We start from the raw sequence: 14,920 nt of genomic DNA on the forward strand, positions 1-14,920 counted from the left end.
ATGCGGCCGTCCGGAGGCGGTGGAACCGGTAACGCCGCCGGTAGGCTCGGGGCCCCTGGGTCGCGGGAGGTGTCGTGGGCGGTGGGGCGCTGCGGAGGACGCGGGCGGTTGTGGTGCTGGCCGCTTCGGTGGCCGGCGGGGCGGCCCTGGTGCTGCCCGCGGTGCGGTACACGACCGCGAAGTTCCCCGACGGGGTGCCGAGCCCGGACCTGAGCCTGGCGCTGCGCCTGGTGTGCGCGGCGGCGCTCGCGGCGGCCGTCGCGCTGGGGTGGGTGGCGCTGAAGCGCCACAGCGACGAGGTGCTGGCGTTCGCGACGCTGCCGGGGCTGATCGTGGTCGGGATCGCCGTGCGGTACCTGGCGCGGACGCTGCCGGGCCTGGCCGACCTCTTCCCGGCCGCGGCGATCGCTCCGGGGCTCGGTGCGTGGCTGCTGCTCGGCGTCGGGGTGCTGCTCACGGTGACCGGGCTGGCCGCCGGGTTCGCCGTCAAGCGAACCTGAGGCGTTGCCAACATAGGCAATGCTTACCTAATATCCGCCCATGACTTCTGGCCTGGTGGGGCGGCGCGGTGTCCTCAAAGCCGCGGCGGGGGCGTCGGCGGGGCTGGCCTTCGCGGCGTGTTCGAGCGGCGGTTCGGCGGACGCCGGGGGTGTGTCCGCGCCGGGTTTCCCGGTCGAGGTGAAGGGCGTCGAGGGCACCGCGACGATCCCGCGGCCGCCGCGGCGCGTGGTGTCCGTGGGGCAGTACCGCGACGCCGACGCGGCCGTCGCGCTCGGCGTCGTCCCGCTGATCACGCCGGACCTGGGCAAGTTCCTGCCCGGCGGCCGGTCACCGTGGCTGACGGCCGAGGCGGGGGCCCACCCGCCGGAGCTGTTCGCCGACGCGCAGCTGCCCTTCGAGCGCATCGCCGCGCTCAAGCCCGACCTCATCCTGGGCACCGACCGGCCGACGCTCGCGCAGGACTACAAGACTTTGAGCGCGATCGCGCCCACGGTGTCCTCGGCCGACGGCTACAACAAGGACACCTGGCAGGTCACCACCCGCCGCGCCGGCACCGCGCTCGGCCGCTCCCCCGAGGCCGACCGCCTCGTCGCCGACGTCGAAGCCCAGATCAAGGCCGCGAAGGCCGCCAACCCCGCGTTCGCGGGCCGCACGTTCACCATCGGTCCCGTGACCGGCGACGGCACCATCACCACGATCAGCAGCGTCACCGACGCGTCCGCCGTGTTCTTCGCGCAGCTCGGGCTCGTGCTGTCGCCGAAGGTGACCTCGCTGCCGCAGACCTCCATCCCGGGCCGCTCCCAGATCAGCCCGGAACGGCTCGACCTCATCGACGCGGACGTCCTCGTCCTCACCTACACCACGCCCGGCAGCCGGGCCCAGACCGAGGCGCAGCCGTTGTTCCAGCACCTGCCCGCCGTGCGCCGCGGCTCCTACCTCGCGCTCGACCTGACCACGGCGATCGCGCTGGCGTTCCCGTCGGCGCTGAGCGTGCCCTACGGCCTGCGCGAAGTGGTGCCCCAGCTCTCCGGCGCCCTCAAGGCCTGAGCCGGCGGGAACCTCACGCTCGCACCGGCACCCGCCCCAGGAACGCCGCGAGCCGGTCCGCCGCCGCCGCGCCCCGCGGAGCCGGTCGCGGCGGGCCGAACGGTCCGCCCGGCGTCCGTTCCCGGTCGCCGAACCGCGCCCGCCACGACTCCAGCGCCTGCGCCGCCAGCTCCGGCTCGAGGTCCGTCGGCTGCCCGGTCGCATCGGCGACGTCCCAGCCGTGGGCGAGGAACTCGTTGAGCCGCAGGTGCACGAGCATCGACCCCGGCACCTCGCCGAGCGGCGTCACCACCAGCCGCCCCGCCAGATCCGGCGCCGCCAGCACCGCCCGCACCCGCGAGACCGAAGCGGCGAACGCCGTCGCGGGATCCGCGCCGAGGTAGTCACCGGGTGGGGCGGGCGGACCGGACCCGGCCCACTCCGCCGTGCGGGCGTTGCCGTGCGCGAGGTGGTTCACGACCGCGCGCACGTCCCACTCCGAACACGCCGTCGGCAACGCCCACTGGTCGTCGCGCACCGCCGAAACCACGTGCTGGACCGCCACCGCGGCGCGGTCGAAATCGTCGAGCAGAGCCATGCCGTCAGTGTGACGCGCACCACCGACAATTTCGCACCCGACGTCACTGCGGCAGCCGGCGCCAACCTCACCACGACGCGAGATCGCGCCGGCTTCCGGATGGGGCGGTGCGATCGGCCCCCGGGCCGATCCGACCGCCGCATCCGGAAGCCGGCTCAAAAGCGATCTCGCCCGCCCCGCCGAAGGCGGGGCCGAATTACTGCAGGAGCGCCACGCACTCCACGTGGTGCGTCATGGGAAACGCGTCGAACGCCCGGAGGTCCGTCAGCGAGTAGCCGTGCTCGGCGAACGTCGCCAGATCCCGCGCGAGCGCTGCCGGATCACAAGCCACGTACACGATCCGGTCCGGCTCCCCCGCCGCGATCGCGTCCACGACTTCCCGCCCGGCGCCCTTGCGCGGCGGGTCCAGCACCACCACGTCGACGGGCTTCGGCGCACCCTGGAGCACGTGCTCCACCCGGCCCGTGCGCCACGAAACCCAGGACAGGTCCGCGAGGTTGCGCTGCCCGTCGGACACCGCCCGGCGGCCCGACTCCACGGCGAACACGTGCCCGTCCGGGCCGACCTGCCCGGCCAGCACCGACGCGAACAACCCGACCCCGGCGTAGAGATCCCACGCCACGCCGCCGCGCGGCGCCTCGGCCCACTCCCCCACCAGCTGTGCGAAGGTCTCCGCCGCGAAGGGGTGCACCTGCCAGAACCCGTGCGCGTCGAGGTGCCAGTCGCGGCCCGCCGCGTGCTGCACCGCGACCCCGCCCGACAGGTCGCGCGACCGCGCGCGCCCGTGGACGGTCGTCAGCTCCCGCAGGTGCGTGTGCCCGTCGCCGTCGCTGGTCACCTCGAGCTCGGCGCCCGGGCGCCAGCGCTTCGCCAGCGCGACGTCGAGCATCCCCGGCACCGCGATCGGGCAGTCGTCCAGCGGCACGACGCGATGGCTGTGGTGCTGACGCAGCCCGGCGCGGCCGTCACGTCCGGCAACGAGCCGCACGCGGCTGCGCCAGCCGAGCGGCCCGCCGTCGAGCGGTTCCACCACGACGTCCCGCTCGATCCCCGCGAGCCGCCGCAGCTGCTCGGCCACGACGGAAGCCTTGAGCGACCGCTGGTACTCGGGGTCGGCGTGCTGCCAGTCGCACCCGCCGCAGCCGCCCGGCACCGCGAGCGGGCACGGCGGCGTGACGCGGTGCTCCGACGCCGACAGGACCTCCACCGCGTCGGCGCGGCAGAACGACCCGCCCTTGTCCTCGGTCACCTCGGCTCGCACGCGCTCGCCCGGTAACCCGTGGCGCACGAACACCACGCGTCCGTCCACACGGGACACGCAGTGCCCGCCGTGCGCTACGGGCCCGATCTCGAGCTCGAGCGTGCGGCCGAGCCAGCTCTCCGTCATTCAGCCGGCTCCTTGGCCGGTTTCGGCTCCTCGGCGGGCTTGGCGGGCTTCACCGGCACGCCGGCACCCGCGGCCCCGAAGCCGCGCCGGACGTCACCGGCCGCCGGCCGTGCCCGCCGCTCGCGCTCGGCCGCCTTCGCCGACGACTCCAGCTGCCACGGCACGCTCGCGACGATGACCCCGGGCTGGAACAGCAGCCTTCCCTTGAGCCGCAACGCACTCTGGTTGTGCAGCACCTGTTCCCACCAGTGGCCCACCACGTACTCGGGGATGAAGACCGTGACCACGTTTCGCGGGTTGTCGCCGCGCACGCGCTTCACGTAGTCCAGCACCGGCTTGGTGATCTCGCGGTAGGGCGATTCGACGACCTTCAGCGGCACCTTGAACTTGTGCGCTTCCCACTCGTGGGTGAGCCGCCGGGTGTCGGAGTCGTCGACGTTCACCGTGATGGCCTCGAGCACGTCGGGCCGCATCGCCTTGGCGTAAGCCAGCGCGCGCAGCGTCGGCCGGTGCAGTTTGGACACGAGCACGATCGCGTGGTTGCGCGAAGGCAGCACGGTCGGGGTGTCGCCGAGCTCCTTCAGCTCCTCGGCCACGCGGTCGTAGTGCTTCCGGATCGCGGTCATCAGCGCGAAGATCGCCACCATCGCCGCGATCGCGATCCAGGCGCCCAGCAGGAACTTGGTGATGAGCACGATCACCAGCACGGTGCCGGTCATCGTGAGGCCGATCGCGTTCACCGTCTGCGAGCGCCGCATCCGGCGCCGCTTCGAACCGTCGGTTTCCTTGGCCAGCAGGCGGTTCCAGTGCCGGATCATGCCCGCCTGGCTCACCGTGAACGACACGAACACGCCCACGATGTAGAGCTGGATCAGCCGCGTGACCTCCGCGTCGAACGCGATGATCAGCACGAGCGCGAAGATCGCGAGGAACAGGATGCCGTTGGAGAACGCCAGCCGGTCGCCGCGCGTGTGCAGCTGGCGCGGCAGGAAGCGGTCCTGCGCGAGGATCGAGCCGAGCACCGGGAAACCGTTGAACGCGGTGTTGGCCGCCAGCAGCAGGATGATGCCGGTGGAGAACGAGATGTAGTAGAACGCCGGCGGGAAGTCCGCGAACACGGCGTGGGCGATCTGCGCCACGATCGTCTTCTGCTGGTACCCCGGCGGCGCGCCTTGGAGCTGCTCGGCCGGGTTGTCGGCGAAGTTCACCTTGGTGATCACGGCGAGCGTGATGATGCCGATGAGCATCGTGACCGCGAGCACGCCCATCATCAGCAGCGTGGTGGCCGCGTTCTTGGACTTCGGCTTCCGGAACGCCGGGACACCGTTGCTGATCGCCTCGACCCCGGTGAGCGCCGCGGCGCCGGACGAGAACGACCGCAGGATGAGGAAGACGAACGCGAACCCGGTCCACGTGCCCTCGGAGTGCAGCTGGAAGTCCGCGCTCTCCGCGCGCATGGTCGTGCCCGTCGCGGCCTCGATCAGACCCCAGACGACCATGACCAGAATGCCCACGATGAACCCGTACGTGGGGATCGCGAACGCTTTGCCCGATTCGCGGACGCCGCGGAGGTTCAGCGCGGTGAGCACGGCGACGATCACCACGGCGGTGAGCACCTTGTGATCCGCGACCCACGGGATGGCGGATCCGATGTTGGCCACCCCGGACGACGTGGACACCGCGACGGTGAGCACGTAGTCCACGAGCAGGGCGCTCGCCACCGTGAGCCCGAACTTGCCGCCGAGGTTGGTGGTGGCGACCTCGTAGTCACCACCACCGCTCGGATACGCGTGCACGTTCTGCCGGTACGACGCGACGACCGTGAGCATGACCACCGCCACGGCCACCCCGATCCACGGCGCGAACGCGTACGCGGACAGGCCCGCGAAGCTGAGGGTCAGGAAGATCTCCTCCGGCGCGTACGCGACGCTCGAGAGCGCGTCGGAGGCGAAGATCGGCAGCGCGATGCGCTTGGGCAGCAGCGTGTGGGCCAGGCTGTCGCTGCGGAACGGACGTCCGAGGACCAGTCGCTTCAGCACGGTCGGGAACTTCGACACCCTGACGAATCTACAGCGGAGCGAAGCTGTTCCGCCGAGGGCGGTGGCGGGGAGGACGGTGGAGCCAACCGGCACCCGGCAGGGTAGGTTCGGCGCTGGTGCGCGAGGGTACCTACGGACGGGTTTACCCCACCTACGAGGAGGCAGGGCGTGCACGTGGTGATCATGGGGTGCGGCCGGGTCGGCTCATCCCTGGCCGCGGCGCTGGAGCGTCTCGGCCACGAGGTGGCCGTCATCGACAAGAACCCCCAGGCGTTCCGCCGGCTGGGCAGCGACTTCCACGGCCAGCAGATCGTCGGCGTCGGTTTCGACCGGCAGGTGCTCGAGGAAGCGGGCATCGAACGCGCCGGCGCCTTCGCGGCCGTGTCGAGCGGTGACAACTCCAACATCATCTCCGCGCGGGTCGCGCGCGAGAACTTCGGCATCGAGAACGTCGTCGCGCGGATCTATGACCACAAGCGCGCCGCCGTGTACGAGCGCTTGGGCATCCCGACCGTCGCGACCGTGCCGTGGACCACCGACCGCTTCCTGCGGACCCTGTTGCCCGACGGTGTCGCCTCCGCGTGGCGCGACCCCTCCGGCAACGTCGCGCTACTGCAGCTGCCGCTGCACGAGGGCTGGGTCGGGCGCAGCGTCCGCGACCTCCAGGACGCCACGGGCGCGCGCGTCGCGTTCATCATGCGGTTCGGCAACGGTGTGCTGCCGGACAACAAGACCATGGTGCAGGCCGACGACCTGGTGTACGTCGCGGCCCGCTCCGGCACCGTCAGCGACGTGACGAGCGTGGCCGCTCGCGCTCCGGAGGAGGAGAACTGATGCGGGTCGCGATCGCGGGTGCGGGCGCCGTCGGGCGCTCCATCGCCGTCGAGCTGATCGACGGGCGGCACCAGGTGATGCTGATCGAGCGCGAAGCGGACCAGTTCGAGCCCGAGAGCGTGCCGCAGGCCGACTGGGTACTCGGTGACGCGTGCGAGGTCTCGAACCTCGAGGAGTCCGGCATCGAGCGCTGCGACGTCGTGATCGCCGCCACCGGCGACGACAAGTCCAACCTCGTGGTGTCGCTGCTCGCGAAGACGGAGTTCGCCGTGCGCCGCGTGGTGGCGCGCGTGAACAACCCCGCCAACGAGTGGCTCTTCACCGACGCGTGGGGCGTCGACGTCGCCGTGTCGACCCCGCGGATGCTCGCCGCGATGGTCGAGGAGGCCGTGAGCGTCGGCGACCTCGTGCGGCTCATGACGTTCCGCCAGAGCAACGCGAACCTCGTCGAGCTGACGCTGCCGGAGGAGACCCCGCTGGCCGGCAAGCCCGTGAGCGACATCGCCCTGCCCCGCGACTCCGCCCTCGTCACGATCCTGCGCGGCGACCGCGTGATCGTGCCGCAGCCCGAGGACCCGCTGGAGGCCGGCGACGAGCTGTTGTTCGTCGCGAGCGCGGACGTCGAGCCCGAGATCCGGTCGGCGCTGGGGTACTGAGCTTCGGCACGCGAAAGGCCCCCTCACACGTCGTGAGGGGGCCTTTCGCGAGTCTGGCGGCGGCTCAGGTTTCCGGGGTCGGCGCCTGCGCGTACTTCTCGCGCAAGCGCGCTTCGACTTCCTCGTCGGTCTCCGGCTTCGGCTCGTCGGCGGCCAGGGCCTTGAGGCGCTTGTCGGAGCGGCGGACCGCCCAGACGACCACGAGCAGGCCCAGCGCGTACAGGGGGTACCCCATGGCGATCTTCGCGAACGCGAGCCAGCCGGTGTAGTCGCTGTCGTAGAGCCAGCGCTGCACCACGAACCGGGCGGCGAAGATCACGGCCAGCGCGGCCGTGGCGATGTCGTAGCCGTAGCGCGAGGGCTTGTCCTTGCGCCACGCCTGGCCGGCGCCGTTGAGCGCGCTCCACACGACGCCGGCGATCGGCCAGCGCACGAGGATCGAGATCACGAACACGGCGCAGTAGGCGAGGCTCGCCCAGATGCCGAAGAGGAAGAAGCCCTTCGCCGAACCCGTGCGGAACGCGATGAACGCCGCGATCGCCACGCCGAAGAAGCCGGAGATCGCCGGCTGCAGCGGCTCCTTGCGCACGACCCGCAGGACCGTGATCGCCACCGCGCTACCGATCGAGCCCCAGATGGCCGCGGTCAGTCCGAAGAACGCGTTCACCAGGACGAACACGATCACCGGCACGGCCGAGTAGAACAGTCCGGACACGCCGCCCATCTGCTCCAGCAACGTGGGCTCGGGCTTGTCGGCGTCCGTCCGGTCGTCCCCGCCTTCGGGCACGTGCTTCTCGTCGCGGGGGGCGGGTTCAGTCACGGGAGTCGATCAACCTACTGGGCTCTGGAGTTCGTAGTACGGGTTGTACAGCACCTTCTGGCCGTCACGCTCGGCCATCCGGCCACGGACCTTGATGGTCCGCCCCGGCTCGATGCCGGGGATCCGGCGTCGGCCCAGCCAGATTAGCGTCACTCCCTGTGTTCCGTCGAACAGCTCGGCCTGGAGCGTCGGGGCTCCCTCGGTCGGGCACAGTTCGACGCTGCGGAGCCTGCCGAGCACCGTCACCTCTTCGCCGGACCTGCAGTCACAGGCGCGCTGCGCACCTTCGGCCCCGGACCTTTCGGACATCTCGTCGGCGTCGAGGTCCTCGACGTCGCTGGTCAGCTTGCGAACCAACCGGCTGAAGTAGCCGCCGTCCTTGGCGGACATGGTGTGCTCCTGTGCTCCGGGGCCTCCGACTTCGCGGCCCGTGCGTAATCCAGCGTAGCTGTGGTCCACGACAGCGAAACGGGTTTGCGCCAAGATCGCAACGTGACGTCCGCAATCCCGAACCAGCCCGTCGTCCTGATGCCCGGGACGGGGTCTGACGAGGTGTTCGTCCGCTCGGTGTTCGCGGGGCCGCTGGCCGCGCTGGGGCTCGAGTTGATCGCGCCCCCGCCGCCGCCCGGCGCGGCGCTCGCGGAGGGGTACCTGGCGGAGCTGGACCGGCTCGCCCGGGTCCACGGATCGCTGGTGGTCGGGGGCATTTCGTTCGGGGCCCACCTCGCGGCGGAGTGGGCCGTCGCCAACCCGGGACGGTGCGAGGGGCTGGTTTGCGCTCTCCCGGCGTGGAACGGGGAGCCGGGGCAAGCCGTCGCGGCGGTGGCCGCGCGGGCCTCAGCGGATCTCGTGGAGGCGCGCGGGGTCGACGAGGCGTTGCGGGTCGCCGCGGTGGGGAGTCCTCAGTGGCTGGTGGCCGAGCTGGGGCGGGCTTGGCGGCGGCACGGGGCCGGGCTGGTCGACGGGTTGCGGGTTGCTGCGGGGAGGAGGGCGCCGTCGTTGGTGGAGCTGGCGGGGGTTCGGGTGCCGGTGGGGGTGGGGGCGTGTGCGGATGATCCGGTGCATCCGGTTTCGGTGGCGAGGGAGTGGGTTGGGGCGGTGGGGTGCGGGGGGATGGGAGAGACGTCGTTGGTGGGGGTGGGGAGGGATCGGGAGGTGTTGGGGAGAGCTGCTTTGGTGGGGTTTTTGAAGGCTTGGTTTGGGTAGGGGTGGTTCTGGGGGGTGCGGTTGGTCTGTGGTGCTGATGCGGGCCCTCGCGGGGCGTGTTGCGTGGCGTAGGCACCCCGAAGCTTGAGTGTGACTACGGCCGCTGACCCCGTGTCAAGGCGGGAAAGCGTGCCTTGACACGGGGTCGGCGGCCGTGTGGAGGCTTCGGATCGAGGTGCCGGGCAGGGGCTGGGTGCATCCTTAGCTGCTTAGTTCGGCGGCGGTTTCGTATGCGTGTGATGGGCCGCCGTTCGAGGTGGCGGGCAGGGGCTGGGTGCATCCTCAGTTGTGTGGTCGGGCGGCGGTTTCGTATGCGTGTGATGGGCCGCCGTTCGAGGTGGCGGGCAGGGGCTGGGTGCATCCTCTGTGGGTCCGTTGGGCGGCGGTGTCGTATGCGCTTGGTGCGTCGTCATTCGAGGTGCCGGGCAGGGCCTGGGCGCATCCTTAGCTGCTCAGTTCGGCGGCGGTGTCGTGTGCGTGGTGCGTCGCCTTGGGTGGGCAGGGGCTGGGTGCAGCTTTTGGTGCTTGGTTTGGCGGCGGTTTGTAGGTGGCGTTTTGTCACCTTGGGTTGTGGGGGGAAAGAGAAGAGGCCCCGGCACCGGGGGGTGCGGGGGCCTCTCTGGTGGTCGGGGCTCAGCCTTGCTGTTGTTCGGCGATGTGCTGGGCCACGGCGTCGGGGAGGGTGATGGGGAGGGGGGTGCGGACGGGCATCGGGGAGGCGCCGCGGTCGACGATGGTTTTGCGGACGATGGCGCGGAGCACGTCGGGGGCCGTGGAGGAAGCGCTTTGCGGGCCGGCGATGACGCCGCGGAGCATCCAGCGGGGGCCGTCCACGCCGACGAAGCGGAGGGCCACGTCGCCGACGATGGCGGAGATTTCGAGGCCCCATTCGCCGCGGCCGATGGTGACCTTGGCGCCGTCGTTGCGGAGCTGGTCGGCGAGTTCGGTGCCGACCTCGCGCCAGAGGCCGCCGGAACGGGGGGCCGCGTACGCCGAGATCGTGATCTGGCCCTGCTCGGTCACCACGTGGACGGCCCGCACGCCACCGGCTTCGGGGTCCATCTCGACCTGCACCTGCGAGCCGTCCGGGACCGGGACGCGCACCGAGCCCAGGTCGATGCGCGGAATGCCGTCGTCCTCCTCGACCTCGGTGAGGTCGAAGGGGCCGTCGTCGGTCTCCGACAGCTGGTTCTCGGGCTCGACGTCGTAGTCGCCGGCGTCCTCGGCGGTGGCGCCGGTGGCGTCGTCGAACTCGGCGGGCTCGGTGTCCCCGCCCTCGGACCGGCGCTTGCGTCCGAAAATCCCCACTACTTCTCCGTTCCTTCCCCGGTGGCCGCGTCCGCGGCCGGCACGTCCGGGACCAGTGTGGCGTGCCCGCCCGTCGAGCCGTAACCTCCGGCGCCCCGTTCGGTGTCACCGAGCTCGGCGACCTCGACGAACTCCGCGTGCTCCACCTTCTGCACCACGAGCTGCGCGACGCGGTCGCCGCGCGCGAGCACCACGGGCTCGCGAAGATCATGGTTGATGAGGCAGATGCGGATCTCACCGCGGTACCCCGCGTCGATCGTGCCGGGGGTGTTCACCACCGACAGCCCCACGCGGGCCGCGAGCCCCGAGCGCGGGTGGACGAACGCCGCGTACCCCGGCGGCAGCGCGATCGCGACCCCGGTGCCCACCACCCCGCGTTCGCCGGGCCCGAGCACGATATCCGAGGTGGTGACGAGGTCGGCGCCCGCGTCGCCGGGCCGCGCGTAAGCGGGCAGCGGGACGCCGGGATCGAGCCGGGTGAGGAGTACCTGAACGCTGGACACGGGCGGCGAGACTACCCTTGTCGCGTGGCTGACACCGTGAACACCGCCGTGAAGAGCGGCCTGGCGCACTCCGAACGGCTGTACGTGCCGTGGTGGGGCTGGCCGCTGCCGATGCTGGGCGCGATCCTGCTCGGCGTCGAGATCCACCTCGGCTACCCGTCGATCCCCGTGTGGATCCCGTTGCCGATCGCGATCGTCGTGATGGCGGCCCTGCTGGTGTCGCTCGGCCGTTCACGCGTGCGCGTCACGCGCGGTGCCGAGCCGGAGCTGTGGGTCGGCGACGCGCACCTGCCCGTGCGCTTCGCGGGCGTGGTCGAAATCCTCGAGAAGGACGACAAGCGCCGCGCGCTCGGGCGCGACGGCGACCCGGCGGCCTTCGTGCTGCACCGCGGCTGGGTGGGCCCGGCCGTGCGCGTGCAGCTCACCGACCCGGCCGACCCCACGCCGTACTGGCTGTTCAGCACCCGCAAGCCGAAGCGCATCGCCGCGTTGCTGCGTGGCGAAGCCCGTTCCTGACCGCTCGGCACCGCGTCGGCGCCCGGAGACGCGGAAGGGGGCCGGCCACGCAGGCCGACCCCCTTTGCCCAGCTCGCGAGCGAGCTCCCCCCGGAACCGCCGCGACTGTCTTCCCCTGAAAAACCCTGTGGTTCCCCGAGACCCTGTGTGAGACCCCGTGCGCGCAAGGCGCACGTCGCCCCACTCAGGCGCAGTCGCGGCAGATCAGCCGGCCGCCGTTGTCCTCGGCGAGCCTGCTGCGGTGGTGCACCAGGAAGCAAACCGAGCAGGTGAACTCATCAGCCTGCTTCGGCACGACCTTCACGGTCATGTCCTCACCGGAAAGTCCGGAGAGGTCGGCGCCCGGGAGCTCGAAGTTCTCGGCGTTCGCGTCCTCGTCGACGTCGACGACGCCGGACTGGTTTTCGTTGCGCCGGGCCTTCAGCTCCTCCAACGAGTCTTCGGCCAGCTCGTCGGCTTCGCTGCGGCGCGGAGCGTCGTAGTCGGTAGCCATGTGTCCCTCACCCCTGCGATTCAGCTCTGTCCTGTTCTTCCGGTCCCACAGGTCGAACCCGTGAGCCCGTCGTGCCGCTGGTCAACGTTCCAGCGCCCCTGTTTGTGCCCGGCGCCCGCAGTGACCGAGGTCTCAGCCAGGTGCCCCTCTTCCTGCGGCCGGAGCCCGGGAAGGGTAGCTCACCGTTCGGCGAGCTCCGCACCAGGTCGCAAATTGCCGGGAATTCGTCACCCGACAGGGGGAATCCGCAGGTGAGACGGCCGTCCCCCGTTCAGGTTGCCCTCGCGTCGGGAAGATCACCCGGCGGCCGTGTCCGCTTGCTCCCGCGGAGGTCTCCGTGGTGCTATCGACCGACCGGGGAAATCGTGTTCCGGCCTCGGCGCGGACCGCACGGGGAAGAGGGTGACCCGCGACACCGGTCACGGCGCGCAGCGCCTAGGCTGACCGGCTACGAAGGTGTCGCTGAGTACACCGGGGACTACACCGATCGAGGCGCGCGGGGCCTCGCGGTGCTGCGGGGTCCGCGGACGGGGATCCGCGTTCGGGAAGGGACGGGGCAGGTGGCGTCGGGGAACGGCTCGGGGGACCGTGGTGCGCGGCCCTATCGGAAGCACCGGCCACTGCCCGCGCTCATCGTGATCGGGGTGCTCGCCCTGGGCGCGGTGATCGTGTGGGTGAACGCCGTGGTCACGCGCGGAGACGTCGACGAGGCCGTGCACTGCACGCCGGCCCCCACGCCCCCGCCCGGCACGACTTACACGGTCGTGGCCCACAACGGCCTCGACGACCGCTCCCCCGTGCCGCCCGACAAGGTCGCGCTGAAGGTCCTCAACGCCAGCACCACGCGCGGCCAGGGCGGCATCGCCACCACGGCCCTGCGCGAGCTCGGCTTCTCCGGCATCGCCGACCCGGCCAACGACCCCGCCTACCCGCAGGGCGACGCGAAGTGCCGCGGCCAGATCCGCTACGGCGAGAACGGCGCCGCGGCCGCCCGCACGGTCAGCCTGGTCGCCCCGTGCGCCGAACTCGTCCGCGACAACCGCAAGGACGCCAGCGTCGACCTCGTCACCGGCACCCTGTTCGACGACATCCGGCCCCGCCCGGAGGCCGTCCAGATCCTCAAGACGCTCTCGGACTGGTCCAAGGCCCACCAGGGCGGCGGCGGCAACGAGGCGTCCACGGGCCCCAGCGCGCCCGTCATCGACCAGACCCTCCTGGCCGCCGCCCGCGACGTCGCCTGCTGACGCCTGCCGCGCCTCCGGCCCTGAACCCCGCTCGAGGGCTCAGGGCCGGTTTCGTCAGCCGGGCCGGCGCGTCCGGTTCCGTCAGACGGTGGCCGCGCCCGCCAGCGCCAGCACGTCCCGCAGCGGCTGCGCGATGCCCGGCGCCGACGCGAACGTCGCGTCCTCGCCGAGGTCCGGGGCGGAGCCCGGCAGCAGGATCGTCGCACCCGCTTCGGCGGCGACGAGGGCGCCGGCGGCCCAGTCCCAGCGGTTGAGCCCGTGCTCGAAGAACGCGTCGAGCCAGCCCGCGGCGACCGCGCAGAGTTCGAGCGAGGCCGCGCCGTTGCGGCGGATGTCGCGGACGTGGCCGAGCAGCTCGCCGGCCAGTGCGCCCTGGCGGACGCGCCGCGTGCGGTCGTAGGCGAAGCCCGTGCCGACGAGCGACAGGTCCAGCCGCGCCGGCGCGGACACGGACAGCCGCCGGTCGTCGAGCCACGCTCCGTGCCCGCGGGCGGCGGTCCAGCGGCGGCCGCTGACGGGCTCGACGACCGCGCCGGCCACGGACACGCCGTCGACCTGGGCGGCGAGCGAGACGGCGAACGACGGGAGCCCGTAGAGGAAGTTGACGGTCCCGTCGATCGGGTCCACCACCCACGTCACCCCGCTGCCGGCGGCCTCACCACCTCCCTCCTCGCCCAGCACCGGCTCGCCCGGGCGCAGCTCGGCGAGCCGCTCCCGCACCAGTTCCTCCGATTCCTTGTCGATCGCGGTGACCACGTCGGTGTCCGCCGACTTGGTGTCCACCCGGACTTCGCGGCCGCCTTGCATGGCGGTCCAGGCCTCGCGCACCAGCCCGGCCGCCTCGGCGGCCACCTGCTCGGCAACGCTCTTCAGCAACGTCTCATCAAGTCCCACGACCGACATGTCACCACATCCGGTTAAAGTCTCCGGAGCAGACTTCTGAATCGTGCGAGAAGGGACCACGTCAGTGACGGCGACCCGAGGTTTCGGAATCGACATCGGCGGCAGCGGGATCAAGGGCGCGCTGGTCGATTTGGAAACGGGACAGCTCATCGGCGAGCGGCACCGGATCGAGACGCCGCAGCCGTCCACGCCCGACGCCGTCGCGGACGTGGTCGCGGAGATCGTCCGGATCGCCGAGTGGAACGGGCCCGTCGGCGTCACGCTTCCCGCGGTGGTCAAGAAGGGTGTCGCGCACACGGCCGCGAACATCGATCACAAGTGGATCGGCACGGACGCGGACGCGCTGTTCGCGCAGCGGCTCGGCATGAAGGTCTCGGACGTCGCGATGCTCAACGACGCGGACGCGGCCGGCATGGCCGAGATCAGGTTCGGCGACGAGCGCGCCCGCACCGGCGTCACCGCGCTGCTGACCTTCGGCACCGGCATCGGCAGCGCCGTGTTCCACGACGGCAAGCTCGTGCCCAACACGGAGTTCGGCCACCTCGAGGTCGACGGCCACGACGCGGAGAAGCGTGCCGCGGCGTCCGTGAAGGACAACGAGGGCCTCTCGTACCACCAGTGGGCCAAGCGGGTGCACCGCTACCTGACGGTGCTGGAGAACCTGATCTGGCCGGACCTGTTCATCGTCGGCGGCGGCGTGAGCAAGAAGTCGGAGAAGTGGGTGCCGCTGCTGGACGTCCGCACGCCGGTGATCGTCGCGTCCTTGCAGAACAACGCGGGCATCGTCGGCGCCGCGGCCGCGGCGGCCGAGGGCATCGAGCACTGACGTCCGCACCGCCGGAAAGCACACGCGGCGGTCACGGAAGGGTCACGTGCGGGTACCGTG

The 14,920-nt window shown here is 71.6% G+C and carries 17 protein-coding genes; 8 read left to right on the plus strand and 9 right to left on the minus strand.

The genetic code is table 11. From position 1 onward, the window contains the following. Nucleotides 1-74 precede the first annotated feature (74 nt). Together ACIA77_RS13605 and ACIA77_RS13610 are read left to right on the plus strand one after the other, a co-directional pair. Nucleotides 75-500 carry a hypothetical protein gene (locus ACIA77_RS13605; RefSeq protein WP_395886145.1) on the plus strand — a complete coding sequence of 142 codons (426 nt, stop codon included), beginning with the start codon at nt 75-77 and terminating at the stop codon, nt 498-500. A 40-nt stretch (nt 501-540) separates the two neighbouring features. Continuing rightward, on the plus strand, nt 541-1,548 hold the full coding sequence (locus tag ACIA77_RS13610; protein WP_395886146.1) for an ABC transporter substrate-binding protein: 1,008 nt from the start codon (nt 541-543) through the stop codon (nt 1,546-1,548). A gap of 13 nt (nt 1,549-1,561) precedes the next feature. Here the strand turns inward: ACIA77_RS13610 and ACIA77_RS13615 are convergent, their stop codons facing one another. The 3 genes from ACIA77_RS13615 to ACIA77_RS13625 all read right to left on the minus strand — a co-directional run bounded on the left by ACIA77_RS13615 (nt 1,562) and on the right by ACIA77_RS13625 (nt 5,569). Beyond that, nucleotides 1,562-2,125 (minus strand): TIGR03086 family metal-binding protein, encoded by a 564-nt coding sequence (locus ACIA77_RS13615; RefSeq protein WP_395886147.1) that lies wholly within the window; start codon nt 2,123-2,125, stop codon nt 1,562-1,564. Nucleotides 2,126-2,321: 196 nt separating this feature from the next. After that, nucleotides 2,322-3,512, minus strand: coding sequence for a class I SAM-dependent RNA methyltransferase (locus ACIA77_RS13620; RefSeq protein ID WP_395886148.1), 1,191 nt, complete (start codon nt 3,510-3,512; stop codon nt 2,322-2,324). Continuing rightward, nucleotides 3,509-5,569: an APC family permease gene (locus tag ACIA77_RS13625; protein WP_395886149.1), complete on the minus strand. Its 2,061-nt coding sequence runs from the start codon at nt 5,567-5,569 to the stop codon at nt 3,509-3,511. Before ACIA77_RS13625 ends, ACIA77_RS13620 begins: the two co-directional genes overlap by 4 nt. Before the next feature lie 150 nt (nt 5,570-5,719). Between ACIA77_RS13625 and ACIA77_RS13630 the strand changes: the two genes are divergently transcribed. Together ACIA77_RS13630 and ACIA77_RS13635 are read left to right on the plus strand one after the other, a co-directional pair. Continuing rightward, a complete protein-coding gene (locus ACIA77_RS13630; RefSeq protein ID WP_395886150.1) occupies nt 5,720-6,385 on the plus strand; it encodes a potassium channel family protein in 666 nt (221 codons plus the stop codon). Beyond that, entirely contained in the window at nt 6,385-7,041 is a 657-nt protein-coding gene (locus tag ACIA77_RS13635; protein ID WP_395886151.1) for a potassium channel family protein, read from the plus strand. Before ACIA77_RS13630 ends, ACIA77_RS13635 begins: the two co-directional genes overlap by 1 nt. A gap of 64 nt (nt 7,042-7,105) precedes the next feature. Here ACIA77_RS13635 and ACIA77_RS13640 read toward each other — a convergent pair whose 3' ends face one another. Both ACIA77_RS13640 and ACIA77_RS13645 read right to left on the minus strand, forming a co-directional pair. Next, nucleotides 7,106-7,861, minus strand: coding sequence for a DUF3159 domain-containing protein (locus tag ACIA77_RS13640; protein WP_395886152.1), 756 nt, complete (start codon nt 7,859-7,861; stop codon nt 7,106-7,108). 9 nt (nt 7,862-7,870) lie between these two features. After that, nucleotides 7,871-8,251 carry an OB-fold nucleic acid binding domain-containing protein gene (locus ACIA77_RS13645; protein ID WP_204090244.1) on the minus strand — a complete coding sequence of 127 codons (381 nt, stop codon included), beginning with the start codon at nt 8,249-8,251 and terminating at the stop codon, nt 7,871-7,873. A 102-nt stretch (nt 8,252-8,353) separates the two neighbouring features. Between ACIA77_RS13645 and ACIA77_RS13650 the strand changes: the two genes are divergently transcribed. Beyond that, nucleotides 8,354-9,067 (plus strand): alpha/beta hydrolase, encoded by a 714-nt coding sequence (locus tag ACIA77_RS13650; RefSeq protein ID WP_395886153.1) that lies wholly within the window; start codon nt 8,354-8,356, stop codon nt 9,065-9,067. 633 nt (nt 9,068-9,700) lie between these two features. On the opposite strand, the gene ACIA77_RS13655 is transcribed toward ACIA77_RS13650, so the two are convergent. Both ACIA77_RS13655 and dut read right to left on the minus strand, forming a co-directional pair. Continuing rightward, nucleotides 9,701-10,375: a DUF3710 domain-containing protein gene (locus tag ACIA77_RS13655; RefSeq protein WP_395886154.1), complete on the minus strand. Its 675-nt coding sequence runs from the start codon at nt 10,373-10,375 to the stop codon at nt 9,701-9,703. Next, a complete protein-coding gene (gene dut, locus ACIA77_RS13660; RefSeq protein WP_395886155.1) occupies nt 10,375-10,878 on the minus strand; it encodes a dUTP diphosphatase in 504 nt (167 codons plus the stop codon). The genes ACIA77_RS13655 and dut overlap by 1 nt, the downstream gene beginning before the upstream one ends. A gap of 24 nt (nt 10,879-10,902) precedes the next feature. Between dut and ACIA77_RS13665 the strand changes: the two genes are divergently transcribed. After that, entirely contained in the window at nt 10,903-11,394 is a 492-nt protein-coding gene (locus ACIA77_RS13665) for a DUF3093 domain-containing protein (RefSeq protein WP_395886156.1), read from the plus strand. A 184-nt stretch (nt 11,395-11,578) separates the two neighbouring features. On the opposite strand, the gene ACIA77_RS13670 is transcribed toward ACIA77_RS13665, so the two are convergent. Then, complete coding sequence (locus tag ACIA77_RS13670; protein WP_204090248.1) at nt 11,579-11,887, minus strand: DUF4193 domain-containing protein; 309 nt, start codon at nt 11,885-11,887, stop codon at nt 11,579-11,581. Between the two features lie 560 nt (nt 11,888-12,447). On the opposite strand from ACIA77_RS13670, the gene cei reads away from it, so the two are divergent. Beyond that, nucleotides 12,448-13,131: an envelope integrity protein Cei gene (gene cei, locus ACIA77_RS13675; protein WP_395886157.1), complete on the plus strand. Its 684-nt coding sequence runs from the start codon at nt 12,448-12,450 to the stop codon at nt 13,129-13,131. 81 nt (nt 13,132-13,212) lie between these two features. On the opposite strand, the gene ACIA77_RS13680 is transcribed toward cei, so the two are convergent. Further along, complete coding sequence (locus ACIA77_RS13680; protein ID WP_395886158.1) at nt 13,213-14,034, minus strand: inositol monophosphatase family protein; 822 nt, start codon at nt 14,032-14,034, stop codon at nt 13,213-13,215. Nucleotides 14,035-14,098: 64 nt separating this feature from the next. On the opposite strand from ACIA77_RS13680, the gene ppgK reads away from it, so the two are divergent. Further along, complete coding sequence (ppgK, locus tag ACIA77_RS13685; RefSeq protein ID WP_395886159.1) at nt 14,099-14,860, plus strand: polyphosphate--glucose phosphotransferase; 762 nt, start codon at nt 14,099-14,101, stop codon at nt 14,858-14,860. The last annotated feature ends 60 nt before the right edge of the window (nt 14,861-14,920 follow it).

Origin of the sequence: Amycolatopsis sp. NPDC051903 (assembly GCF_044452505.1) — a bacterium.
Lineage (GTDB): Bacteria > Actinomycetota > Actinomycetes > Mycobacteriales > Pseudonocardiaceae > Amycolatopsis.

Coding starts and splice junctions, on each gene's coding strand:
- ACIA77_RS13670 (WP_204090248.1), bottom strand. CDS start 11,887: ATGGCTACCGACTACGACGCTCCGCGCCGCAGCGAAGCCGACGAGCTG.
- ACIA77_RS13615 (WP_395886147.1), bottom strand. CDS start 2,125: ATGGCTCTGCTCGACGATTTCGACCGCGCCGCGGTGGCGGTCCAGCAC.
- ACIA77_RS13680 (WP_395886158.1), bottom strand. CDS start 14,034: ATGTCGGTCGTGGGACTTGATGAGACGTTGCTGAAGAGCGTTGCCGAG.
- ACIA77_RS13610 (WP_395886146.1), top strand. CDS start 541: ATGACTTCTGGCCTGGTGGGGCGGCGCGGTGTCCTCAAAGCCGCGGCG.
- ACIA77_RS13645 (WP_204090244.1), bottom strand. CDS start 8,251: ATGTCCGCCAAGGACGGCGGCTACTTCAGCCGGTTGGTTCGCAAGCTG.
- ACIA77_RS13635 (WP_395886151.1), top strand. CDS start 6,385: ATGCGGGTCGCGATCGCGGGTGCGGGCGCCGTCGGGCGCTCCATCGCC.
- ACIA77_RS13620 (WP_395886148.1), bottom strand. CDS start 3,512: ATGACGGAGAGCTGGCTCGGCCGCACGCTCGAGCTCGAGATCGGGCCC.